Origin of the sequence: Amycolatopsis kentuckyensis (assembly GCF_002155975.1) — a bacterium.
GTDB classification, from domain to species: Bacteria; Actinomycetota; Actinomycetes; order Mycobacteriales; family Pseudonocardiaceae; genus Amycolatopsis; species Amycolatopsis kentuckyensis.
The window spans coordinates 1-23177 of sequence record NZ_MUMI01000055.1; the positions used below are offsets into that span (position 1 = coordinate 1).

At 71.8% G+C, this 23177-nt stretch carries 23 protein-coding genes; 13 read left to right on the plus strand and 10 right to left on the minus strand.

The window, feature by feature from the left end:
* The first annotated feature begins 50 nt into the window (after positions 1-50).
* Genes CCN39_RS05630 through CCN39_RS05640 form a run of 3 tightly spaced genes read left to right on the plus strand, consistent with a single transcriptional unit; the run spans position 51 to position 3249 of the window.
* Positions 51-728, plus strand: coding sequence for a response regulator transcription factor (locus CCN39_RS05630; protein WP_086839030.1), 678 nt, complete (start codon positions 51-53; stop codon positions 726-728).
* Positions 721-2079: a sensor histidine kinase gene (locus CCN39_RS05635; RefSeq protein WP_086839031.1), complete on the plus strand. Its 1359-nt coding sequence runs from the start codon at positions 721-723 to the stop codon at positions 2077-2079. The genes CCN39_RS05630 and CCN39_RS05635 overlap by 8 nt, the downstream gene beginning before the upstream one ends.
* A gap of 45 nt (positions 2080-2124) precedes the next feature.
* The gene (locus tag CCN39_RS05640; RefSeq protein WP_167454986.1) at positions 2125-3249 is read left to right on the plus strand and encodes an acyltransferase family protein; all 1125 of its coding nucleotides are present in this window, start codon (positions 2125-2127) and stop codon (positions 3247-3249) included.
* Between the two features lie 2 nt (positions 3250-3251).
* Here the strand turns inward: CCN39_RS05640 and ald are convergent, their stop codons facing one another.
* The gene (gene ald / locus CCN39_RS05645; RefSeq protein WP_086839033.1) at positions 3252-4367 is read right to left on the minus strand and encodes an alanine dehydrogenase; all 1116 of its coding nucleotides are present in this window, start codon (positions 4365-4367) and stop codon (positions 3252-3254) included.
* A 172-nt stretch (positions 4368-4539) separates the two neighbouring features.
* Here ald and CCN39_RS05650 point away from each other — a divergent pair, with 172 nt between their 5' ends.
* Positions 4540-5475, plus strand: coding sequence for a zinc-binding dehydrogenase (locus tag CCN39_RS05650; RefSeq protein WP_086839035.1), 936 nt, complete (start codon positions 4540-4542; stop codon positions 5473-5475).
* 120 nt (positions 5476-5595) lie between these two features.
* Here CCN39_RS05650 and CCN39_RS05655 read toward each other — a convergent pair whose 3' ends face one another.
* From CCN39_RS05655 to CCN39_RS05670, 4 genes are all read right to left on the minus strand, one after another.
* A complete protein-coding gene (locus CCN39_RS05655; RefSeq protein WP_086839037.1) occupies positions 5596-6516 on the minus strand; it encodes a zinc metalloprotease in 921 nt (306 codons plus the stop codon).
* A gap of 164 nt (positions 6517-6680) precedes the next feature.
* Positions 6681-8237: a PucR family transcriptional regulator gene (locus tag CCN39_RS05660; RefSeq protein WP_086839039.1), complete on the minus strand. Its 1557-nt coding sequence runs from the start codon at positions 8235-8237 to the stop codon at positions 6681-6683.
* Between the two features lie 239 nt (positions 8238-8476).
* Entirely contained in the window at positions 8477-8899 is a 423-nt protein-coding gene (locus CCN39_RS05665; RefSeq protein ID WP_208630151.1) for a hypothetical protein, read from the minus strand.
* A gap of 49 nt (positions 8900-8948) precedes the next feature.
* Complete coding sequence (locus CCN39_RS05670; RefSeq protein ID WP_086839041.1) at positions 8949-9833, minus strand: hypothetical protein; 885 nt, start codon at positions 9831-9833, stop codon at positions 8949-8951.
* A 302-nt stretch (positions 9834-10135) separates the two neighbouring features.
* Between CCN39_RS05670 and CCN39_RS05675 the strand changes: the two genes are divergently transcribed.
* Positions 10136-10537: a hypothetical protein gene (locus tag CCN39_RS05675; RefSeq protein WP_244210631.1), complete on the plus strand. Its 402-nt coding sequence runs from the start codon at positions 10136-10138 to the stop codon at positions 10535-10537.
* On the opposite strand, the gene CCN39_RS05680 is transcribed toward CCN39_RS05675, so the two are convergent.
* Entirely contained in the window at positions 10538-10975 is a 438-nt protein-coding gene (locus CCN39_RS05680; protein ID WP_086839045.1) for a VOC family protein, read from the minus strand.
* Positions 10972-11310, minus strand: a complete 339-nt coding sequence (locus CCN39_RS05685) for a PadR family transcriptional regulator (RefSeq protein WP_086839047.1) — start codon at positions 11308-11310, stop codon at positions 10972-10974. The genes CCN39_RS05680 and CCN39_RS05685 overlap by 4 nt, the downstream gene beginning before the upstream one ends.
* A 59-nt stretch (positions 11311-11369) precedes the next feature.
* On the opposite strand from CCN39_RS05685, the gene CCN39_RS05690 reads away from it, so the two are divergent.
* The gene (locus CCN39_RS05690; RefSeq protein ID WP_086839049.1) at positions 11370-11753 is read left to right on the plus strand and encodes a VOC family protein; all 384 of its coding nucleotides are present in this window, start codon (positions 11370-11372) and stop codon (positions 11751-11753) included.
* Here CCN39_RS05690 and rdmE read toward each other — a convergent pair.
* A complete protein-coding gene (rdmE, locus tag CCN39_RS05695; protein WP_086839051.1) occupies positions 11750-13300 on the minus strand; it encodes an aklavinone 12-hydroxylase RdmE in 1551 nt (516 codons plus the stop codon). The genes CCN39_RS05690 and rdmE overlap by 4 nt on opposite strands.
* A gap of 174 nt (positions 13301-13474) precedes the next feature.
* On the opposite strand from rdmE, the gene CCN39_RS05700 reads away from it, so the two are divergent.
* Entirely contained in the window at positions 13475-14773 is a 1299-nt protein-coding gene (locus CCN39_RS05700) for a bifunctional o-acetylhomoserine/o-acetylserine sulfhydrylase (RefSeq protein ID WP_086839053.1), read from the plus strand.
* A complete protein-coding gene (gene metX / locus CCN39_RS05705; RefSeq protein ID WP_208630152.1) occupies positions 14770-15879 on the plus strand; it encodes a homoserine O-acetyltransferase MetX in 1110 nt (369 codons plus the stop codon). The genes CCN39_RS05700 and metX overlap by 4 nt, the downstream gene beginning before the upstream one ends.
* Positions 15880-15907: 28 nt before the next feature.
* On the opposite strand, the gene CCN39_RS05710 is transcribed toward metX, so the two are convergent.
* Complete coding sequence (locus tag CCN39_RS05710) at positions 15908-16414, minus strand: hypothetical protein (protein WP_013229665.1); 507 nt, start codon at positions 16412-16414, stop codon at positions 15908-15910.
* A gap of 49 nt (positions 16415-16463) precedes the next feature.
* Complete coding sequence (locus CCN39_RS05715; protein WP_167454987.1) at positions 16464-17051, minus strand: SACE_7040 family transcriptional regulator; 588 nt, start codon at positions 17049-17051, stop codon at positions 16464-16466.
* A 75-nt stretch (positions 17052-17126) separates the two neighbouring features.
* Here CCN39_RS05715 and CCN39_RS51015 point away from each other — a divergent pair, with 75 nt between their 5' ends.
* The 5 genes from CCN39_RS51015 to CCN39_RS05740 all read left to right on the plus strand — a co-directional run bounded on the left by CCN39_RS51015 (position 17127) and on the right by CCN39_RS05740 (position 23176).
* Positions 17127-17321, plus strand: a complete 195-nt coding sequence (locus CCN39_RS51015; RefSeq protein ID WP_208630153.1) for a hypothetical protein — start codon at positions 17127-17129, stop codon at positions 17319-17321.
* A gap of 202 nt (positions 17322-17523) precedes the next feature.
* Positions 17524-18294, plus strand: a complete 771-nt coding sequence (locus tag CCN39_RS05725) for an SGNH/GDSL hydrolase family protein (protein WP_086839057.1) — start codon at positions 17524-17526, stop codon at positions 18292-18294.
* Between the two features lie 126 nt (positions 18295-18420).
* Entirely contained in the window at positions 18421-20034 is a 1614-nt protein-coding gene (locus tag CCN39_RS05730; RefSeq protein WP_086839059.1) for a carboxyl transferase domain-containing protein, read from the plus strand.
* Positions 20035-20039: 5 nt separating this feature from the next.
* Positions 20040-22025, plus strand: a complete 1986-nt coding sequence (locus tag CCN39_RS05735; protein WP_086839061.1) for an acetyl-CoA carboxylase biotin carboxylase subunit — start codon at positions 20040-20042, stop codon at positions 22023-22025.
* Positions 22022-23176 (plus strand): acyl-CoA dehydrogenase family protein, encoded by a 1155-nt coding sequence (locus tag CCN39_RS05740; protein ID WP_086839064.1) that lies wholly within the window; start codon positions 22022-22024, stop codon positions 23174-23176. The genes CCN39_RS05735 and CCN39_RS05740 overlap by 4 nt, the downstream gene beginning before the upstream one ends.
* Position 23177 lies beyond the last annotated feature (1 nt).

Consider the following 23177-nt stretch of genomic DNA (forward strand, 5'->3'; position numbering starts at 1 on the left):
GCGTGGTTGCGGTTTGTTGGTGGGGGGGTGGGTTGTGGCATCGTTGCGCGATGCGGATCTTGGTCGTTGAAGATGAACGGCGGCTGGCCGAGGCGCTTCGGGCCGGGCTGAGCGCCGAGGGGTACGCCGTCGATGTTGCCCACAACGGGCGGGATGCGCTGTGGTTCGCCGGTGAGCACCCGTACTCCGCCATCGTGCTGGACATCATGCTGCCCGGGCTGAACGGCTACCGCGTCTGCCGGCGGCTGCGAGAACAGGGGAACAGCACCCCCATCCTGATGCTCACCGCCAAGGACGGCGAGGACGACGAGATCGAAGCCCTCGACACCGGCGCCGACGACTTCCTGCCCAAGCCCTTCTCCTACGGCGTCCTCCTCTCCCGCCTGCGCGCCCTGATCCGCCGCGGCGGCGCCACCCGGCCCGGTGTCCTCAAACTCGGGGACCTCGAGCTCGACCAGGCCGGCCGGACCTGCCGGCGCGGCACGGCGGACATCACGCTCACGAGCAAGGAGTTCGCCCTCCTCGCCTACCTCATGCAGCGGCCCGGACAGGTCGTCACCAAGGCCGAGCTGCTCGACAACCTCTGGGACTTCGCCGCTTCCGCGACGGCCAACCTGGTGGAGGTGCACGTCAGCGCGCTGCGGCGCAAGATCGACGTCCCGTTCGGCGCCGAGACCATCCGGACGGTCCGCGGCGCCGGTTACCACGTGGTGACCGCGGGTGCCTGACCTCTGGCGCTCGACCCGGTTCCGCGTCGCCGTCACGGCCTTCGCCGCGTCCGCCGTGGCGCTGGGCGCGGTGTCCGTGTGGTTCGTCCTGCAGGCGCGCAGCCGGCTCGAGAACACCGCCACGCAGCTCGCCGACGCCCACGCCGACGCCATCGTCCAGCTCCTGAACACCGGGGCCCGGCCCGCCGATCTCGCCCTGCTCGTCCGCGACTCGATCTACGAGGTCAAGGACCGGCAGGGCACGTCGGCCGCGTCCTGCCCGGTCCTGCGTGAAGCGACGCTGGCCGCCTACGACACCGAAGTCACCCTGCGGCCGTACCAGTACGACCGGTCCGCGCCGGCGTCCGTCGGGTGCGCGCCCGAGCTGCGGGGCCTCGACGACGACCTCACCCTGCACGTCGTGCACGCCTTCAGCGGCGACAGCAAGTACGACGTGTTCGCCGGCGCGCAGATCGACCCCGAGGGGCAGGCGGCGGTCGATTCCGCCCGCACCGTGCTCACCTTCGGGGTGCCCGCGGTCGCGCTGCTCATCGGGATCATCGCGTGGCTCGCCGTGCGCCGGTCGCTGCGCCCGGTCGAGGCCATCCGCGGCGAGGTCGCCGAGATCGGCGCGCACGACCTCGGCCGCCGCGTCCCGGACCCGCGCACCGGCGACGAGATCGCGCGGCTGGCCGGGACGATGAACACCATGCTCGCCCGGCTCGACGAGGCCGTCACCCGGCAGAGCCGGTTCACCTCCGACGCGTCGCACGAGCTGCGCACGCCGCTCGCGTCGCTGCGGACCCAGCTCGAAGTGCTGCTGGCCCACCCCGACCGGCTCGACTGGCGGCGGTCCTGCGAGAACGCGCTGCTCGACGTCACCCGGCTGCAGGACCTCGTCGCCGACCTGGTGCTGCTCGGCAAGCTCGACCACGCCGGCCCGGACCGGCTGACACCGGTCGCACTGTCCGAAGTGGTCGGTGCGGTCGTGGCCGGCCGCAGTGGGATCGACGTCGAGGTCAGCGGGACGCCGTCGGTGCGCGGCCACCGGTCGCGGCTGGAACGGCTGGTCCGCAACCTGGTCGACAACGCGCAGCGCCACGCCGTCTCCCGCGTCGCCGTCACGGTGTCCGCAGTGGACGGACAGGCGGTGCTGACGGTCGACGACGACGGGCCGGGCATCCCGGAGGCGGACCGCGAGCGCGTCTTCGACCGCTTCGTCCGGCTGGACGACGCCCGGGACCGCGACGAGGGCGGCTCCGGCCTGGGCCTGGCGATCGTCGCCGACATCGCCCGCGCGCACGGCGGCACGGCGGCGGTCGAGGGCCGCAGCCGGTTCGTCGTCCGATTGCCGGAGCTGAAGACGTCTTAAGCCCGCTTCAGGTCCGGTTCAGCGACCAAGATCAACGCTGCGGGCATGACCATTTCCCGGCGGCCGCTCGACCACGCCGAGTACCGCGCCTCGTCGTGGTTCCCCGGCCTGACCGGCCTGCGCGCGCTCGCCGCGCTGGCCGTCGTGTTCTTCCACTACGGCGGCCCGGTCGTCGACCGGCTGCAGGGCTGGATCGCCGTCCAGCTGTTCTTCGTGCTGTCCGGCTTCCTGATCACCACGCTGGCGCTGCGTGAAGAGGACCGCACCGGCCTGGTCTCGCTGCGCGGCTTCTACGTCCGCCGCGTGTTCCGGATCATGCCCGTGTACTTCCTGCTGCTCGGCCTGACGGCGCTGGCGGTCACGCTCGCCGGGACGTACCAGAGCAGCCGGCTCGCCGACGCGATGCCGTTCTACCTGGTCTTCGGCAATGAACTCGTGGACTACAACACGCCGTACCCGACGTCGTGGTCGCTGGGCGTCGAGGAGAAGTTCTACCTCGGCTGGCCCGCGCTGCTCGTGCTGACGTCGTTCGCCCGCACCGGCAAGACCGCGCTGCGCCTGCTGATCGCCGGGGCGGTGGTGACCGGTGTCCTCTTCGGAGCGTTGCCGCTCGCGCCGTCGCAGCGGTGGGCCGAGCTCAGCGTGCACTACTGCTCGCTGGTCGTCGGCTGCCTGCTCGCGCTGGCGCTGCACCACCCGCGCGGGTTCGCCCTGTTCCGGCCGCTGACCAGCCCGGCCGCGGCGGTGCTGGTCGCGCTCGGGTTCGGCGTGCTGCAGCTGTCGGTCAAGCCGCTGGGGGAGCGGTTCGGCGGGCACTGGCAGTTCGTCGTCCCGGTCTACGCGGCGGGGTCGGCGCTCCTGCTCGTGGCCGTGCTCGCGCAGGGCCCGGTCCGGCGGGTGCTCTCGAGCCGTGCGCTGACGTTCGTCGGGGACCGGTCGTACGCGCTCTACCTCGCCCAGACCGGCGCCGCGGGCGTGGCCGGGCTGGTGTTCCCGACCGGGCTCGGCAAGGCCGCGGCGACCTCCGCCGTCGCGCTGCTCTTCGCGTGCGGGCTGCGGCGGTGGGTCGAGCTGCCCTCGATCGCGTTGGGGCGGCGGCTGCTGGACGGCCGGAAGAAGGGCGAGCGGGCTCCTGCCGCGGTGCGACAGGAACCCGCTCGGGGGAAATGAGGTCAGGCGAGGACGGTGTCCAGCGGCGTGTGCGGCAGGTCGTGGGCCACCGCGACCGGGCCGTTCGTCAGGGCGCCGTCGTGCGTGTTGAGGCCCTTGGCCAGCGCGGCGTCGGCCTGCAGCGCGGCCTTCCAGCCGTGCTCGGCCAGCTGGACCGCGTAAGGCAGCGTCACGTTGGTGAGGCCGTAGGTCGACGTCCGGGGCACCGCGCCCGGCATGTTCGCGACGCAGTAGAAGAGCGACTCGTGCACGGTGTAGGTCGGGTCGTCGTGCGTGGTCGGGCGCGAGTCGGCGAAGCAGCCGCCCTGGTCGATCGCGATGTCGACGAGCACGCTGCCCGGCTTCATCCGGGCGACGAGCTCGTTCGAAACCAGCTTCGGCGCCTTCGCGCCGGGGACGAGCACCGCGCCGATGACCAGGTCGGCCTGCAGCACGGACTCCTCGACCGAGAGCCGGTTCGACGTCACCGTGCGGATGCGGCCGCCGAAGTCGTTGTCGATCTGGCGGAGGCGGTCGACGTTGGTGTCGAGGATCTCGACGTCGGAGCCGAGGCCGAGGGCGACGCGGGCGGCGTTCAGGCCCGCGACCCCGCCGCCGATGACGACGACGCGCGCCGGGTGGACGCCGGGGATGCCGCCGGGCAGCACACCGCGGCCGCCGCTGGGCTTCATCAGGGAGAACGCACCGACCTGCGGGGCCAGCCGGCCCGCGACCTCGGACATCGGGGCGAGCAGCGGCAGCGCGCCGTTCGCGGCCTGCACCGTTTCGTAGGCGATCGCGGTGGTGCCGGCGGCGAGCAGCGCGTCGGTCAGCGGCCGGTCGGCGGCGATGTGCAGGTAGGTGAAGAGGACCTGGTCGCGCCGGAGCCGGCCGTACTCCTCGGCGATGGGCTCCTTGACCTTGAGGACGAGCTCGCCCTCGGCCCAGGTCTCGTCGGCGGTGGCGAGGATCTTCGCGCCGGCGGCGACGTACTCCTCGTCGGTGATGGACGAACCCACCCCGGCACCGGTCTCGACGAAGACGTCGTGGCCGCGGCCGACCAGCTCGTGCACCCCGGCCGGGGTCAGTGCGACCCGGTATTCGTGCTTCTTGATCTCACGGGGAACGGCGATACGCACGGTCGGCCTCCTGGGTCGGTCTGCGTCCGGAATCGGTGCGGTGTTGCCACTCACGGTGAACCACCCGGACGGCGGTGTCATCGTGCTGTCCGGACAATTCTGGACGGTATTCGTAGTTCTTCGAGGACAAGGCCCTTGACCTCGACTTCACTTGAAGTTGCAGCGTTGGGGCATGCGTGCGGTGTGGTTGAGAGAGTTCGGCGGCCCGGAAGTCCTCGTCCCGGGGGAGGCGCCGGATCCGGTGCCCGGGCCGGGTCAGGTGCTGGTGGAGGTGGTGTTCGCGAACACCACGTTCGTGGAGACGCAGTTCCGGGCGGGGGCGCCGGGGCCGTTCCGGGCGTCGCTGCCGGTGATCCCGGGCAACGGCGTGGGCGGCGTGATCAGCGCGGTCGGCGCCGGGGTCGACCCGGGACTGGCGGGGCAGCGGGTGGTCACGTCGACGGGCGGCACGGGCGGGTACGCCGAGCGCGTCGCGGTGGACGCGGCGGCGGTGTTCGAGGTCCCGCCCGCGCTGTCGCTCGACGCGGCGGTGGCGCTCCTCGCGGACGGCCGGACGGCGACCGGCTTGGTGCATGCGACCAGGGTGCGCCCGGGCGATCGAGTCCTGGTCGAGGCGGCGGCGGGCGGCGTCGGCGGCCTCCTGGTCCAGCTGGCGAAGGCGGCGGGAGCGACGGTGATCGGCGCGGCGGGCGGCCCGGCGAAGACGGCTCGGGTGGTGGGGGCCGACTCGGTGGTCGACTACCTGCGGCCGGACTGGACGTCTTCGGTGGGCCCGGTGGACGTCGTGTTCGACGGCGTGGGCGGGCCGATCGGCACGGCGGCGTTCGGGTTGGTGCGCCCGGGCGGCCGCATGGCGGTGTACGGCCTGGCGGGCGGCTCGTGGGCCGAAGTGTCCGAAGAGGACGCCGCGGCGCGGGGAGTTTCGCTGGTGCGGTCGATCGGGGGACCTTCGGAGATGCGGGCGTTCACGGAGTCGGCGTTGGCCGCGGCGGCCGCGGGGCGGTTGGTGCCGGTGATCGGCCAGCGCTTCCCCCTGGAGAAGGCGGCGGACGCCCACGCGGCGATCGAGTCCCGCACGACGGTGGGGAAGACGTTGCTGGTCACATAGCGACGGTGGAGGTGCGGCCGTCGCGGCTGGTCGCGCACGACCTCAGCCACCGGGTGCCGTGAAGGCCTCCCCGAGGACTCGGGAAGGCCTTCACGGGTTCCGCCGCGGGATGCGGAGGTTTCAGGCGCGGTACGCCGACCAGGCGCTCTTCATCCGCGTCGTCTGGCCCGCGGTGAACTCGTACATGCAGCTGTCGTAGCTGTAGTCCATGAAGTTGTGCACCGGGTCCACGCCCGCCGACGAGCAGGTGTCCTTGCTCGCCGGGCAGCCCGACGTCGCCGTCGCTTCGGCCGGGGTGTCCGAGACGTAGTCGCCCGAACCCGAGCAGCCGCCCTGGAACGTGTGGTAGAGGCCCATCCAGTGGCCGACCTCGTGGGTCGCCGTGTCGCCCTCGTTGTAGTTCGTCGCCGAGCGGCCCGGGAGGGACTCGTCCAGCAGCACCACGCCGTCCAGCTTCGGCTGCGACTTGTAGTTCGACGGGAACGTCGCCCAGCCGAGCAGGTCGTCGCCGAGCTTGGCCGTGTAGATGTTCAGCGCGTTCGCGCCGCCCTTGCGCAGCGAGTTCTTCATGTTGCGCTCGGCCGAGGTGCCGTCGGTGATGCCGTTGTACCAGGTGGAGTTGTTCGTGTAGTCGGTGCTGACCAGCGAGAAGCTGAAGCCGCTCGACGCGTACGCGCTGTTCAGGACCGAGATCTGCTTGCTGATCGTGGTCGACGGCAGGCTGCCGGCCGAGCCGCTGGTGATCACGTGGAAGTACACCGGGATCGAGACCGCGGCGGCCGCCTGGGCCGAGAACGCCGTGCGCTTGCCGGCGAGCTTGCTCTGCATGTCCGCCTCGATGCGGGCGGCCTCGGCCGGGGACACCGAGTCGGCGTGACCGTCCTTGCTGCGGTCCGCGGCGTGGGCGGGGGTGAAGCAGTCGCCGCTCGGCGCCGCGACGGCACCCCCGGCTCCTGCGGCCGGGACGACCAGGGCGACCAGGGAGAGCGCGGACACCGCGCCCAGCTTGATGGCCTTACCGAACCGCTCCGAACTGCTCATGGAGGAACTCCTCTTGCAACGACCCGGCTACCCGGGGTGGTGAGGAGAAAATGCGGCACGCGATCTTCGGAATCCACCATCTTTCGGCTGGAAAAGACAATCGGAACGATCGGCGCCATCCATGCGGAGTAACGCATAAGTAAAACACTGGGCCGAATGGCCCATCAGCTCCAGCGCACGGCGACGAGCTGGGTCAGCAGCGCCAGCCGGACGTCGGGGTCGTCGAGGTCCAGCGGCACCAGCTCGAGCAGCTTCCGCATCCGGTACCGCAGGGTGTTCGGGTGGATCCGCAGCTCCCGCGCCGCCGCCCGCGGGTCGCCGGGGTGCCGCAGCCACTCGTAGAGCGTCTCGACGTAGCCGGCCTTGCCCGATTCGTCGTGCGCGCGCAGGGTGCTCAGCGGGCCGAGGTCGGTGACGCGCGCCGCGGCCGCCGCCGTCGCGCCGCGGTGCAGCGTCAGCGCGGTCCAGGCCTCGTCGAAGGCGATCACGCGGTCGGCGAGGATTTCGGCGCGCAGCAGGCCGAGGGCTTCGTCGGCCTGGGCGCGTGACGCCGAGAGGTCGCCGATCCCGCCGGGGGAGCCCGCCGCCGCGCGCGGCACTCCGCCGCGCCGGGACGCCGGTTGCGCGGCCAGGGCCTGCCGCAGCTCCGCCCAGCCGCCCGGGCCCGGGCGGTCCGGCACCACGGCGTAGAGCAGCCCGCCGAGCTCGGTCGCCACCGGACGGCTGCCGATGCCCTGGGAGATCCGTTCGAGCAGGGCGAGCCGCAGGCCCTCGGCGTCGCGCCCGTCGCCGCCGGTGACCTCGATGACGACCACGCGGTGCGGCTCGTCGGACAGGTCCAGCTCCGCCATCGCCTTGCGCGGGTTCGCGTTGCCTTCGAGCACCGCGCGCAGCAGCTCGGCCGACGCGCGGCGCTGCGCGTCGGTGTGCGCGCGGCGCCTCAGCAGGTGCAGCGCGACGACCGGGGCGGCGTCGGCGAAGGCGGCCGCGCGCTCGTCGGACACCGGCCCGGCGACCACCGCCCACATCGACCCGAGCAGCTCGCCGCCCATCCGGATCGGCACGATCAGCCGCGGCAGCGTGCCGTCGCGCTGGGCCGGGACGAAGATCGTCTGCCGGCCGCGGGAGAGCTCGCGGAACACCCCGCGCGAGCGGAACCGCGCGAGGACGTCGTCGGGGATGCGGCGGCCCATGATCGTGGCGACGCGCGCGGGGTCGGTCAGGTCCTGGCGCGCGGAGTAGGCGAGCACGCGCGAGTTGGTGTCCTCGATGGTCACTGGCGCGTCGACGACGCTCGCGACGGCGTCGGCCAGCCGGAACAGGTCGCCGGACCCGGGGTCGAGGTCCTCCGACTCGTCGGCGAGCGCGTCCAGGACGGTCCGCAGCAGCCAGACCAGCTGCGCCCACGACGTCGCGGCGTGCACCTGGATCAGCGCGATCCCACTGGCCTTCGCGGCCCGCTTGACCGCCGGTTTCGCGGCCAGCGGCGGCTTGAGCAGCACGGCGGCCGCGCCCTGCCCGGCGCTCTGCTTGACCAGTTCGGCGGCGTCTTCGGGTCCGGTCGTGGCGACGCCGAGCACGAGGTCGCCGGCGGACAGCGTGAGCGCACCGCCGGGTTCGGCGATGACGACGTCGGCGACCGCGGGCGAATCTTCGGGCAGCTGGAGCGCGTGGAGCAGCGTCGGCCCCACCCGGTCGACCACGCTGCGCACCGAAACCACGGGAGCATTCTCGCCGAGAAACCCGTGGACGGCTCGGTAGGGTCGCCGGGGTGGGCGAAGCCCGGCGGATCGTGGAAAGTGTCCTTTCCGGACGGCAGCTTCGACGCCGTGACGGCGTTCTACTCGCGCTGGAGCCGGAAGGCCCGGAGATCTTCCACTGGGTGCTCGGCCGGCGCTGAGCTCGGGGCCTGCCGGGGCGGTGGCGGGCGGACGCACCGCCCCGGCAGGCGTTCCGGGGGTCAGAGCTCGAGGCTCTTGACCACGCGGCGCGCACCGGCGAAGAGCATGCCGATGTTCACCGATTTCGGGCAGACCACGACCGCGACCACGTCGGCGTTCTGGTTGTTGCGGATGAACAGGTGGGTCAGGTTGGCGCTGTTGACCAGGATTTCCTGGAAGTAGTGCTCGCTGCTGGCGACCCCGCGGCGCTCCTTGAAGACGTCTTCGATCATCACCACCGTGCGGCCCTGGAACAGGTCGAGGGTCGCCCCGGCCAGCAGGTCCAGCACTTCGGGTGGGTGGGCGTCGGTGGTCTCGACGGCCAGCAGCATGCCGGTCGCCAGGTCGACGACACCGGACGCCAGGCAGTCGGGGACCTCCTGCCGCATCCGTTTCACCATGAGGCCCATCTGGTCGGACAGGGTCTGGCCTTTGCCCAGCACGGCGGTTCTCCTTCTTCCGGGGGTGAGGGGGTTTCGGCAGGCGGGGCCGTCACGGTCCACGCGGGACGTCGTCGCGGGGCCCGGCGCGGATGCGGTTGAGCCACCGGGGCAGCACCTGCCAGCCGGTCGGCCTCGGCGGGGTTTCCCCGGCACCGCTCGCGCCGGGATTGCGTCGCGGGAGGGGCGGCTTCGGGTCCGTGACGGCGACCGCCGCGCCGGCCTCCGGGGCGCGCGGCCGCAGGGGAGCGAGCGAACCCGTGGTGCCGCCGGGCACGCCGTCGGTGATGGTGAGCAGGCCGTCGCCGACCATCCTGGACACCTCGACCGTCACCGGGAAGACGTTGCGTCCCAGCAGGAACGCGATGTCCCGGGCGCAGCGCCGGCCGTCGGCGCGGGTGATGATGGCGCGGCGCGTGGTGCTCAGCGCGGCCGGGTCCGCGCCGGAGACGGCGGCGAGGCGTTCCCGGTGCGGGGACACCGGCGTGGGCAGGGACGCGAGCGCGTCGAGCCGCCGCGCGGTTTCCGTCAGCAGCCGGTCGGGTTCGATGCCCGGGCTGACCGGCAGCGGCACCTCCAGGGGGTCCGGGTCGACGGCGTACTCGTCGATGGTCCCCGCGACGATGACGAAGGCGCCGTCCTGCGCGGCCATCGTGGCGACCAGCCGCAGTTCGGTGCCGCCGATCCCGTGCGGGGCGCCGCCCGCGCGCAGGATCGCCGACCAGTCCGGCTCGCTGATCCGGCCCGACCGCAGCAGCAGCGCGTCCGTCCCGGGCGCGCCCGGGCTGTCGACCGCCGCCACGGCACCTTCGCGCAGGTGGACCACGCCGCCGGGGTGGCCGGCGAGGTACAGCGAGCCGGTGGTCCGGTCGGCCCGGCACGCACCCAGTGCCCGGGCGAGGAAGCCGAACGAAGACCGGGCTCGGATATCGCTCACTGCGCTCCTGTGATTTCGGGAATGCCGGACCCGGTCATCGATACCGGGGTTGGAGAGGCGCCGACTGTATTTCATCCCGGCGCGGTTTCCCAGCCGGTTCCCCCATTTATCGCAATGGTGGAAAACTCCTGCCGGACCGGCCGGGAGAGCGAAAGAAACCGTCAACGGTGGGGAAACTTTCCGTGGTGACAAGGGAAACCGGCCCCGGTGCGGGGGCGGTTCGGGCGTGTGGCATCCTCTCGCGATCGACCGGAAGGGTTCGTCGGAAAGTGCGAGAGGTGGTCAGCTTGTACGGACGTGACGTGGCGGAATGGCAAAAGATGATCGACGAGGGCAAGGCGATTCTGATCGCCCGCGCGGTCGTGGACAGGACGACCTCCTTCGGTGAATTCGCCGCCGCGCTGACCCGGCGCACCGGGGTGGCCGGATTCGACTTCACCACCAGTGCGGGCCGCGCCAGCATGGCCGCGCTGCTCGACCGCATCTCCGAAGCCGCGTTCGACGAGGCGGGCGGGCGGCTGCTCGGCGCGCTCGTCCGGAACCTCGGTGCCGATGACGCCGGGCCCGGCTTCTACCGGCTCGCCGCCCGCAAGGGCATGGCGGTGCCCCGCACCCGCGGCGGGCGGCAGCTGTTCTGGGCCCAGCACGTCCGCGCGCTGCACGAACACTTCGCCGGAGCCGGGCGGCAGCCCGCCGCGGGGTGATCAGAGGTCGTGCGGCTTCCGCGCGTCGATGTCCTCCGGCGTGTACTGCTCGCGTTTGGTCGTCAGCGCCCAGCGGTGGCCATCCGGGTCGACGACGCGGCCGTAGCGCTCGCCGAAGAACATCTCGGTCACCGGCGCTTCCACGGTCGCGCCCGCGAAGACCGCGCGGCGCGCGAGGTCGTCCGGGTCCGCCGTCTCCAGCGTCAGCAGCATCGGGGTGCCGCCGATCGTCGACGGCGCCAGCGCGTCGAGTGCCGCGATCTCCTGGCTGACCAGCAGCCGCGCGTCGCCGACCGCCAGTTCGACGAACAGCACCGTGCCGTCCGGCAGCACCGTCCGGAACAGCTCCACCGCGCCGAACGCCTTGGTGTAGAAGGAAAGGGCGGCGTCCACATCGCGCACGAACAGGTGTGGCACCAGGCCGAGCGGGCGGCTCACGCCGACTCCGGGCGCGCCGTCAGTCCCGCGTCCCCGGCCGCGGCGACCAGCCGGGCCAGCAGGGCCGTCTCCCGTGCGGCGGCCGTGCGGCCGGCCGGGGTGATCCGGTAGTAGCGGCGGCGCGAGTCCTCGCCCGGGAGCTCCTCGGCCAGGCCGTCGGCGGCCAGCCGGGCCAGCGTCCGGTAGAGCGTCCCGGGCCCCAGCTGGACGGCGCCGCCGGTGACCTCGGCGACGAACCCCATGATCCCGTAGCCGTGCGCGCGCCCGCCCGGCCCCGTCGCCAGCGCCAGGAGCACCTGGAACGCCGCGGGGGTCAGCGGGTTGCCGTCGGCCATGGGGCGAGCCTACACTCCGCCCTGGTTATATCCATGGTGGATATAGGAAGGCGGGAGTCATGCCCATCCGGGGAGTCGGCAAGGTCGTGGTCGGGGTCGAGGACCAGGCCCGCGCCAAGGAGTTCTGGTCGGCGGTGGTCGGCTTCGCGGTGACGACGGACGTGCCCTACGACGACCAGGGCCGGCGCTGGGTCGAGGTGACCGCCCCGGACGGGACGGTCCTCGTGCTCAGCGAGAACCCCGAGGACCGCCCCCGCAGCGTCGGCGACGAGCTCCCGACGTCGAACTTCTTCCTGTACGCCGACGACCTCGAGAAGACCTACGAGGAGCTGTCGGCGAAAGGTGTGGAGTTCCCCGCGAAGCCGGAGAAGCAGCCGTGGGGCTGGTGGTCGATGTTCACCGACTCCGAGGGGAACCGCTTCGCGCTGCAGCAGCGCGACTAGCGCGACAAGACCGCCGTCAGGACCCGCCGCAGCTCGCCGGCCGGGTCCGCGGCCGGCTCCGGGGACCGCCACGCGACGATTCCGTCGGGCCGCACCAGTGAAGCGCCGCCCGCCGAAAGGCCGTACCGGGCGGCGAAGACGTCGTCGTCGATCGCGTGGCAGTCGAGGCGGACCCCGAGCTCGGCCGCGATGTCCGCCGCGGCCGGCCGCCACCGCGTGCCGTCGCCCGCGCACAGCAGCACCCAGGAGTGGCCGAACAGGTCCACAGTGGACGCCAGGCCCGGCGCCCGGAAGCCGGGCCGCCCGGTCGGTGCCCGCACGTCCTCGACGCGCTCGCCGTCGTCCGGCTCCTCCGGGAGCACCGCCGTCGAGCGGTAGCGGAAGCCGAGCAGGATCGCCAGCTGGTCCTCGGCCTTCGTCAGCCCGGAGACGTCGAGATCGGGGTGCATGCGCTGCTTCATGTTGTGCAGCGACGTGTCGATGACCATCCGCGCGATCGGCTTCCGCTCGGCTTCGTAGGTGTCGAGCAGCGCCGGGCCCGCTTCGCCGCGCAGCACCGCGGCGAGCTTCCAGGCGATGTCCGCGGCGTCGCCGACCGCGGTGTTGCCGCCCATCCCGCCGGTCGGCGGCGTCACCTTGGCCGCGTCGCCGACCAGGAAGACGCGTCCGGCGCGGAACCGGTCGGCGAGCCGCGCGGCGACCTCCCACGAGCCCGTCCAGACGATCTCCGGGTCCAGGTCCGGCAGGTCGGTGGCGGCGCGGATCATCGCGACGAGCCGGTCGTGGGTGAAGTCGGCCGGGCTTTCGCCGCGGTCCGGGAAGTAGTCCGGCGCGAACACGTACCGGTTCGGCACGTCGGTGCTGACGAACCCGGCGGTGAAGTCCGGGTGCTGCAGGTAGAACAGGTCGGACAGGCCGGGGTGGACGCGGTCGCCGAGGTCGGCGTCGAACACGACGCCGAGGCAGTGGCTCAGCGCGTCCATCCCGGTGGTCCCGATGCCGAGCCGCGGCCGGATCCCGCTGCGCCCGCCGTCGGCGGCGACGACGTAGTCCGCGCGCACCACGGTTTCCTCGCCGGAATCGCGGTGGCGCAGCGTCGCGGTGACGCCGTCGTCGTCCGGCTGCAGGCTGGTCAGCTCGGTCCGGAACGCCACCCGCGCGCCCGCCTTCTCCGCGTGCGCCAGCAAGATCGGCTCCACGACGTCCTGGCCGGCCATGCCGGCGGGCAGCGTCGTCGACGCCGAGACGTCGAACTCGCTGCCGTCCTGGACGAGCCGGTGCAGCACCCGGCCGGCCAGGCTGGTCGCGACGGTGATCCGCAGCCCCTGCGACGCCCGCGGGCTCGCGGCCAGCACTTCGCGGTCGATGCCCGCCCAGTGGAACAACTCCATGGTGCGCCAGCTCTGCCCGGCGGCGCGCGAGTGGACCGACGTCCCCGCGTGCCGTTCGACCGTCAGCACGTCCACCCCCGCCTGCGCCAGGAACAGCGACGCCGACAGCCCGCCCAGCCCGGCCCCGACGACCAGCACCTGTACCCGCTCCGTCATGTCTTCTCCCCATCTGTGAATCTCCCTTGCCAGATATCTTAGACACAGAGAGATTTGATTGACAAGGCAACTCGGCTCCCAGGAGGTGAGAAGGGTTGGGTGGGCCGTTCGGAGCAAAGTAGCTTCGCACCCGGCAGCACCTCCGCGAACCCGTTGAGCCGCAAGGAGAAATCGATGACCGAGACTTCGGCGTGGTCCTTCGAGACCAAGCAGATCCACGCGGGCGCCGCGCCGGACCCGGCCACCGGGGCGCGGGCGACGCCGATCTACCAGACGACGTCGTACGTCTTCCGCGACAGCCAGCACGGCGCCGACCTGTTCAGCCTCGCCGAGCCCGGCAACATCTACACGCGGATCATGAACCCGACCCAGGACGTGCTGGAGCAGCGCCTCGCCGCGCTCGAAGGCGGTGTCGCGGCGCTGGCGTTCGCGTCCGGCTCGGCCGCGACCACGGCGGCGATCCTGAACCTCGCGGGCGCGGGTGACCACTTCGTCTCGAGCCCGTCGCTCTACGGCGGCACCTACAACCTCTTCCACTACACGCTGCCGAAGCTCGGCGTCGAGGTCACGTTCATCGAGGACCAGGACGACCTGGAGCAGTGGCGCGCCGCCGTCCGGCCGAACACGAAGCTGTTCTTCGCCGAGACGCTGGCCAACCCGGGCAGCAACGTCCTCGACATCCGGGGTGTCGCCGACGTCGCGCACGAGGCCGGCGTCCCGCTCGTCGTCGACAACACCGTGCCCACGCCGTACCTGCTGCGCCCGATCGAGCACGGCGCCGACGTCGTCGTGCACTCCGCGACGAAGTACCTCGGCGGCCACGGGACCACGGTGGCCGGCGTGCTGGTCGACGGCGGAACGTTCGACTTCGGCACCGACCGGTTCCCCGGCTTCACGGAACCCGACCCCAGCTACCACGGCCTGAAGTACTGGGAGGCGCTCGGCCCGGGCGCGTACGCGGCCAAGGCGCGTGTCCAGATCCTGCGTGACACGGGTGCGGCGATCTCGCCGTTGAACAGCTTCCTGATCCTGCAGGGCATCGAGACGCTGTCGCTGCGCATCGAGCGGCACGTCTCGAACGCGCAGGCGCTGGCCGAGTGGCTGGAGCAGCGCGACGAGGTCGAGACGGTCTACTACGCCGGCCTCCCGTCCAGCCCGCACCACGCCAACGCGCAGAAGTACCTGCCGCGCGGCGCGGGCGCGGTCCTGTCGTTCGACCTGCGCGGCGGCGTCGAGGCGGGCCGGAAGTTCGTCGACGGCACCGAGCTGCACAGCCAGCTGGTGAACATCGGCGACGTCCGCAGCCTGATCGTGCACCCGGCGTCGACCACGCACAGCCAGCTGGCGCCCGAGGAGCAGCTCGCCAGCGGCGTCACGCCCGGGCTGGTCCGGCTCGCCGTCGGGCTGGAGGGCATCGAGGACCTCAAGGCCGACCTCGAAGCCGGATTCCGGGCGGCCAAGGCGGCCCTGTGACCGTGACCGGCGCCTGGCGGATCGGCGATCCGCCGGGCCGCCGGAAGTTCGTCACCGGCCCCGGCGCGCTGGCGCTCGAGGCCGGTGGCGTACTGCCTTCGTTCACGCTCGCGTACGAGACGTGGGGGACGCTGAACTCCGACGCTTCCAACGCGATCCTCGTCGAGCACGCGCTGACCGGCGACAGCCACGCGGCCGGGCCCGCCGAGCCGGGGCACCCGAGCGCGGGGTGGTGGGACGGGCTGATCGGGCCGGGCAAGGCCGTGGACACGAACGAGTTCTTCGTCGTGGTCCCGAACGTGCTGGGCGGCTGCCAGGGCTCGACCGGGCCGTCATCGCCTGATCCGGACGGGACGCCGTGGGGCAGCCGGTTCCCGGTGGTGACCGTCTGGGACCAGGTCGCGGCCGAAGCGGCGCTGGCGGACGCGCTGGGTGTGGCCCGCTGGGCGGCCGTCGTCGGCGGGTCGATGGGCGGGATGCGTGCGCTGGAGTGGGCGGTGTCGCTGCCTTCGCGGGTGGCTTCGGTGCTGGTGCTGGCGTCGACCGCGCGGGCGTCGGCCGAGCAGATCGCCTGGGCCGCCCCGCAGCTGCACGCGATCCGCAGCGACCCGGCGTTCCACGGCGGCGACTACTACTCGGCTGCGGAAGGCCCGTTCCGCGGGCTCGGCATCGCCCGGCGGATCGCGCACGTCACCTACCGCAGCGAGCCGGAGCTGGCCCAGCGGTTCGGCCGGTTCCCGCAGGACGGCGAAGACCCCCTGCGCGGCGGCCGGTTCGCCGTGGAGTCCTATTTGGACCACCACGCGGACAAGCTGGCCCGCCGGTTCGACGCGAACAGCTACCTGGTGCTGACGGAGTCGATGAACACCCACGACATCGGCCGCGCCCGCGGCGGCGTGGCGGCGGCACTGGGCCGCGTGACGGCCCGGGCGGTGATTGCCGGCGTCGACAGCGACCGGCTTTACCCGCTGTACCAGTCGGCGGAGATCGCCGCCGGGATCCCGGGCGCGCCGGAACCGTCGGTCGTGTCGTCGCCGTACGGCCACGATTCGTTCCTCATCGAGACCGGGCAGATCGCGGCGCTGGTGAAGCACCTGCTCGAGTAGCCGCCTGGAATGTCCGGTTCAGGGGCGCCTAGTCCGAGACGGCCTCGGAGATCCAGGGGGCCACCGGGAGGTCGCGGTCCAGGCACTCCACCGACAGCCGGATGGTCCAGCGCAGCGCCTGCAGGACGAGGCTGTCGACCTCGTCCGGGGCCGCGTTGGCCAGCGCGATCTCGACCTGCTCCTGCGCGGCTTCGGTGTTGCCGTGGACCTCGGCAAGCAGCGTCCGGACCGCGGTCCGGACCGGCGGGTCGGCCTGGTCGATCGAGACCTCTTCGCCGTCCTCGTCGAACACCTGGACCTTCACCGGGGCGCTGCCGCCGTCGCCGAGGGTGGAGACCATCGCGCTGCACTCGCCGAAGAGCAGCAGCATCAGGGCCTTCGTCTCGTCCGCGCGGGCCTGCGGCTCGGCGGCCGAGGGGGCGACCTCGCCCAGCGCTTCGGCGTCGTCGCCGAGGCTCAGCGCGGTCAACGCGCGCTGAGCCTTCTCGACGAGCCGCCGCTCCTGCTCGCTCCAATCCGGGTCCACGTGCCCCATCAAACACCACGACGGCGCTCGGCGGCACACCTTGATCCGCTGATGACCATCAGGCCGCGCGAAGGGCACCCAGCGCAAGCCGGCAGAGCAGTTCGGCGAGCTCGTCATCACCGAGATGGCGGTTGTACGGGGTCGAGTTGATCAGTCCGAACACGGCGTGTGCCGCCGACCGCGCCTGCCGTTCCCCCAGCTCCGGGACGGCCTCGCGGATGACGCGCACCCACACCTCGACGTACTGGCGCTGGAGCGCGCGCACCTGCTTGCGGTCGGCGTCGGTCAGGTTGGCGAGGTTGCGCTCCTGAACGGTGATCAACGCCGGGTGCGCGAGCGCGAAATCGACGTGGAAGCGCACCAGGCCGGTCAGCGTGTCGTCGGGCGCACCCGGCCGGGCGGCCCGCGCCGTGCCGCCGTCGAGCAGGTAGCGGCTGATCGAGTTCAGCATCTCGCCGAGGATCGCGTCCTTGCTGCGAAAGTGCCGGTAGAGCCCCGGCCCGGAGATCCCGACCGCGGCGCCGATGTCGTCGATGCCGACGCCGTGGAAGCCGTGGTGGGCGAACAGCTCGGCGGCCGCGGACAGGATCTGTTCGCGCCTGCTCGCCTTCTCGCCGTTCACGAGAGGGGTGGGGTTGGCCGGCATCCGGTCAGTTTAGAGCGGCAGGTTAGCGAGCGCTAACGTCCGTCCGCGACCGGCGCGGATCACCCGAACGGTGACGTGTCCAGGTCCGTGGTCGCGTTCGTGGAGAAGTGGGCGCTCCGGTTGCCGCGCACGATCACCGCTCCCTGCACGGCGCCCCCGCCCGCCGACCTGATCGCGCAGACCTGGGCCACCACGCTGGTGGCGATCGTCTTCGAGCCGGCGCAGCGCCAGGTGGCGGAGCTGGAGGTGATCGGGTTGGTGTTGCCGTAGGCGTGCCACGAGCCGGTTCACCCGGATGCCCGCTGACCGGACGCTGACGTTTCACACTTCCGGTGTGGGCTAAGTGGGTACCTACCGGTAACTAGGGGTTCCTCGCCAGCCCTTCACCTGCTGTCCTATTTGGGTCGGCCCTGTCACAAAGGAGTGACCCATGGCTGTTCCCACCCGTAATTTCAGGCGATCCCTTCTACGGTTGAGCACGGCCCTGGGGGCCGTCGTCCTTGCCAGTCTCGGCGTCACGGGCCTCGCCCAAGCCGCCGGAACCGTCTACGCCGCACTCGGCGACTCCTACTCCTCCGGGGTCGGGGCCGGCAGCTACGGCAGTTCCGGGAGCTGTTACCGCAGCTCCAAGGCCTACCCCCAGCTGTGGACCAACGCCCACAGCGGAACCTCGTTCACGTTCCTGGCCTGCTCCGGCGCGAAAACCGGGGACGTGATCAACCAGGCGAACTCGATCCCTTCGTCGGCCACGCTCGTCACGGTGACCGTCGGCGGGAACGACGCCGGGTTCGCGGACGTGATCCAGACCTGCACCCTGGGCAGTGATTCCGACTGCGTGAACCGCGTCAACACGGCCAAGACGTACGTCAACAACACGCTGCCGCCGTTGCTGACCAACACCTACAACGCGATCAAGGTCAAGGCGCCGGGTGCCAAGCTCGTCGTCCTGTCCTACCCGCGCTTCTACACCGTGCCCGGCTCCTGCTGGGTGGGGCTGAGCGACACCAAGCGCACGGCGATCAACTCCGGCGCCGACGCGCTCGCGTCGGTGATCCAGTCGCGGGCGGGCTCGGCGGGCGCGACCTTCGTCGACGTGCGGCCGTCGTTCGTCGGGCACAACATCTGCTCGTCGGCCGACGACTACCTGCACAGCCTGACCTGGCCGGTGATCGAGTCCTACCACCCGACCGCGGCCGGGCAGTCGGGCGGCTACTACGCCCCGCTGCGGGCGGCGATCGGCTGATCGGGCCCGTGACGGCCACCCCGGTCCGCCGGGGTGGCCGTTCGCGCGTTCCGGCGACTGGACACCCACGTTAGCGGTCGCTAACATCGGAGTGGAGGTTAACGACCGCTAACTTCGAGGGAGCCCATGGACACGCCGGCACTGGGGACCACCGCTGCCCCGGACAGCGAGGCCTACGCCCGCAACGCCACGTCCCACGCGGAGCTGGTGGAAGACCTCCGCAAACGCTTGGCGGCCGCCCGCCTCGGCGGGCCGGAGAAGGCCCGCACCCGGCACGTCGAGCGCGGCAAGCTGCTGCCGCGCGACCGCGTCGACACGCTGCTGGACCCGGGCTCGCCGTTCCTCGAGCTGTCCCCGCTGGCGGCGAACGGGCTCTACGACGACGAGGCGCCGTCGGCGGGCATCATCACCGGGGTCGGGCGGGTCTCCGGCCGGGAATGCGTGGTCGTCGCCAACGACGCCACCGTCAAGGGCGGCACGTATTACCCGATGACGGTGAAGAAGCACCTGCGCGCCCAGGAGGTCGCGCTGCACAACAACCTGCCGTGCGTCTACCTGGTGGACTCCGGCGGCGCGTTCCTGCCCAGGCAGGACGAGGTCTTCCCGGATCGTGAACACTTCGGCCGGATCTTCTACAACCAGGCGACGATGTCCGCGCGCGGGATCCCGCAGGTCGCCGCGGTGCTCGGCTCGTGCACCGCGGGCGGCGCGTACGTCCCGGCGATGAGCGACGAAGCCGTGATCGTCCGGAACCAGGGCACGATCTTCCTCGGCGGCCCGCCGCTGGTGAAGGCGGCGACCGGCGAGGTCGTCACGGCGGAGGAGCTCGGCGGCGGCGACGTCCACGCCCGCCAGTCCGGCGTCACCGACCACCTGGCCGACGACGACGCGCACGCGCTGCGGATCGTCCGGTCGATCGTCTCGACGCTCGGGCCGCGCACCCCGCGGCCCTGGGACGTCCTGCCGACCGAAGCACCCGCCGTCGACCCGGCCGAGCTGTACGGTGTCGTGCCGACCGACCCCCGCGTGCCCTACGACGTGCGCGAGGTGATCGCCCGGATCGTCGACGGCAGCCGGTTCGCCGAGTTCAAGAAGGAGTACGGCGCGACGCTGGTCACCGGCTTCGCCCGGATCCACGGCCACCCGGTCGGCATCATCGCGAACAACGGCGTGCTGTTCGCCGAGTCGGCGATGAAGGGCGCGCACTTCATCGAGCTGTGCGACAAGCGCTCGATCCCGCTGCTGTTCCTGCAGAACATCACCGGGTTCATGGTCGGGCGCGCGTACGAGGCGGGCGGCATCGCCAAGCACGGCGCGAAGATGGTCACCGCGGTGGCGTGCGCGCGGGTGCCGAAGCTGACCGTCGTGATCGGCGGCTCGTTCGGGGCCGGCAACTACTCGATGTGCGGCCGGGCGTACTCGCCGCGGTTCCTGTGGATGTGGCCGAACGCGCGGATCTCGGTGATGGGCGGCGAGCAGGCGGCCTCGGTGCTGTCGACGGTCCGCCGCGACTCGATCGAAGCCCGCGGCGGCGAATGGTCCACAGAGGACGAAGAGGCGTTCAAGGACCCGATCCGCGAACAGTACGAGGCGCAGGGCAGCCCGTACTACTCCACGGCCCGGCTGTGGGACGACGGCGTCATCGACCCGGCGGACACCCGCACGGTGCTCGGCCTCGCCCTCTCGGCCGCGGCCAACGCGCCGCTGTCCGAGGTCAACTACGGCGTCTTCCGGATGTGAGGGGCATGTTCGACTCAGTGTTGGTCGCGAACCGGGGCGAGATCGCGGTCCGGGTCATCCGCACGCTGCGGGCCCTCGGCATCCGCGCGGTCGCCGTGTACAGCGACGCGGACGCCGACGCGCGGCACGTCCGCGAGGCGCACACGGCGGTCCGCATCGGACCCGCGGAGGCCGCTCGCAGTTACCTGTCGATTCCGGCCATTGTGGACGCTGCGGTGTCTTCGGGCGCGCAGGCCGTGCACCCGGGTTACGGCTTCCTGGCCGAGAACGCCGAGTTCGCGCGGGCCTGCGAAGCCGCCGGTCTGGTGTTCATCGGCCCGCCGGTCGCGGCGATCGACGCGATGGGCGACAAGATCCGCGCGAAGGCGACCGTGTCGAAAGCCGGCGTCCCGGTCGTGCCGGGCGCGTCCGATGTGGACATCCCCGAAGGCGGCTTCGCCGAAGCCGCCGCGAAGGTCGGCTACCCGCTGCTGCTCAAGCCGTCCGCGGGCGGGGGCGGCAAGGGGATGCGGCTGGTGCACGCTCCCGAGGAGCTGGATGCGGCGATCGAATCCGCGCGGCGCGAGGCCAAGGGGTCCTTCGGCGACGACACGCTTTTGATGGAACGGTTCGTCACGACGCCACGGCACATCGAGATCCAGGTGCTGGCCGACACGCACGGCAACGTCATCCACCTCGGCGAGCGCGAGTGCAGCCTGCAGCGGCGGCACCAGAAGATCATCGAAGAGGCGCCGTCGGTGCTGCTGGACGACGTCACCCGCGAGAAGATGGGCTCGGCGGCGGCCGAGGCCGCGCGCTCGGTGGGGTACGTCGGCGCCGGGACCGTCGAGTTCATCATGTCGGCCCACGACCCGGACGAGTTCTTCTTCATGGAGATGAACACCCGGCTGCAGGTCGAGCACCCGGTCACCGAGCTGGTCACCGGCCTCGACCTGGTCGAGTGGCAGGTCCGGGTGGCGGCCGGGGAACACCTCACCGTCCAGCAGGAAGACGTCGTCCTCAACGGACACGCCATCGAAGCGCGCGTGTACGCCGAAGACCCGGCGCGCGGCTTCATCCCGACCGGTGGGACGGTGCTGGCGGTGCACGAGCCGTCCGGCGACGGCGTCCGCGTCGACTCGTGGATGACGCCGGGCGCGGTGGTCGGCTCGAACTACGACCCGATGCTGGCCAAGGTGATCGCCTGGGGCCCGGACCGCGCCGCGGCGTTGCACCGGCTCGACCTGGCCCTGGCCGACACGGCGTTGCTGGGCATCGGCACGAACACCGCGTTCCTGCGCGGGCTGCTGGCCGACCCCGACGTCCGCGCCGGAAAGCTCGACACCGAACTGGTCGACCGGCGGCTGTCTGCTTTGGTCTCGACGGACGTGCCCGCGGAGTTCTTCGTCGCGGCCGCGCTGGACCGGTTCCTGGAACTGCAGCCGTCCGGGCCCGTGGTGGACCCGTGGGACGTGCCGGACGGCTGGCGGATGGGCGGCTCCGGCGGGGTGACGTTCCGGCTGAAGTCCGGCACCGCCCGCGCGGTGGTCCGGGTCCAGGGCACGCCGGCGGCCGCGACGGTGTTCGTCGACGACGCGGCGCCGGTCCAGGTGTCGGCTCGACGTGACGGCGAGGTCCTGGAGATCCGGCACGCCGGCGGGTTCCACCGCTACCGCCAGGCCTGCGGTCCGGACCGGACGGTCTGGCTGGCGCGCGACGGGTTCAGCTTCCCGTTCGGGGAACAGGAGTTCGTGCTGGCGTCGCGCGGCGAGGCCGCCGGGGCGGGCCCGGTCACCAGTCCGATGCCGGGCACGGTGCTCGTGGTGAAGGTCGCCGCCGGTGACGTCGTCAAGGCCGGGACGCCGTTGCTGGTGGTCGAAGCGATGAAGATGGAACACACGGTCACCGCGCCGATCGACGGTGTGGTCAGCGAACTCCCCGTCCGGGCCGGCCAACAGGTCGCGCTGGACGAAACCCTAGCCGTAGTCAGCCCCCAAGAGGAGCAGCCGTGATCGACTTCCGCCTGGACGAGGAGTACGAGTCCCTCCGCAAGACCGTCGAGGACTTCGCGCACGCCGAGGTCGCGCCGGTGATCGGCGACCTGTACGAGAAGGAAGAGTTCCCGTACGCGATCGTCGCGAAGATGGGCGAGATGGGCCTGTTCGGCCTGCCGTTCCCCGAGGAGTTCGGCGGCATGGGCGGCGACTACTTCGCGCTGTGCCTGGCGCTGGAGGAGCTGGCGCGGGTCGACTCGTCGGTGGCGATCACCCTGGAAGCCGGCGTTTCCCTCGGTGCGATGCCGATCTACCGCTTCGGGACGCGGGAGCAGAAGGAGCAGTGGCTCCCCGAGCTGTGCGCGGGGACGGCGCTGGGTGGCTTCGGCCTGACCGAACCGGGCGGCGGCTCGGACGCCGGGGCCACGCGCACGCGGGCTCGTCAGGACGGTGACGAGTGGGTCGTCAACGGCAGCAAGGCGTTCATCACGAACTCGGGCACGGACATCACCCGGTTCGTCACGGCCACCGCGGTCACCGACGTGATGGAGAACGGCCGCAAGGAGATCTCGGCGATCCTCATCCCGTCCGGCACGCCGGGCTTCGCGGTGGCGCCGAAGTACTCCAAGGTCGGCTGGAACTGCTCGGACACCCACGAGCTGTCCTTTTCGGACGTCCGGGTCCCGGTGGAGAACCTGATCGGCGTCCGCGGCCGCGGGTACGCGCAGTTCCTGTCCATTTTGGACGAGGGCCGCGTCGCGATCGCCGCGTTGTCGGTGGGGTTGGCGCAGGGGTGCGTGGACGAATGCCTCAAGTACGTGAAGGACCGGGTGGCGTTCGGCAAGCGGATCGGCGAGTACCAGGCGATCCAGTTCAAGATCGCGGACATGGAGGTCCGCACCCACACCGCGCGCCTGGCGTACTACCAGGCGGCGTCGAAGATGCTGCGCGGCGAGCCGTTCAAGAAGGAGGCGTCGATCGCCAAGCTGGTGGCCTCCAACGCGGCGATGGACAACGCCCGCGACGCGACGCAGATCTTCGGCGGGTACGGGTTCATGAACGAGTTCCCGGTCAGCCGCTTCTACCGCGACGCGAAGATCCTGGAGATCGGCGAGGGGACGAGCGAGGTCCAGAAGATGCTGATCTCACGCCACCTCGGCGTCGCCTGAC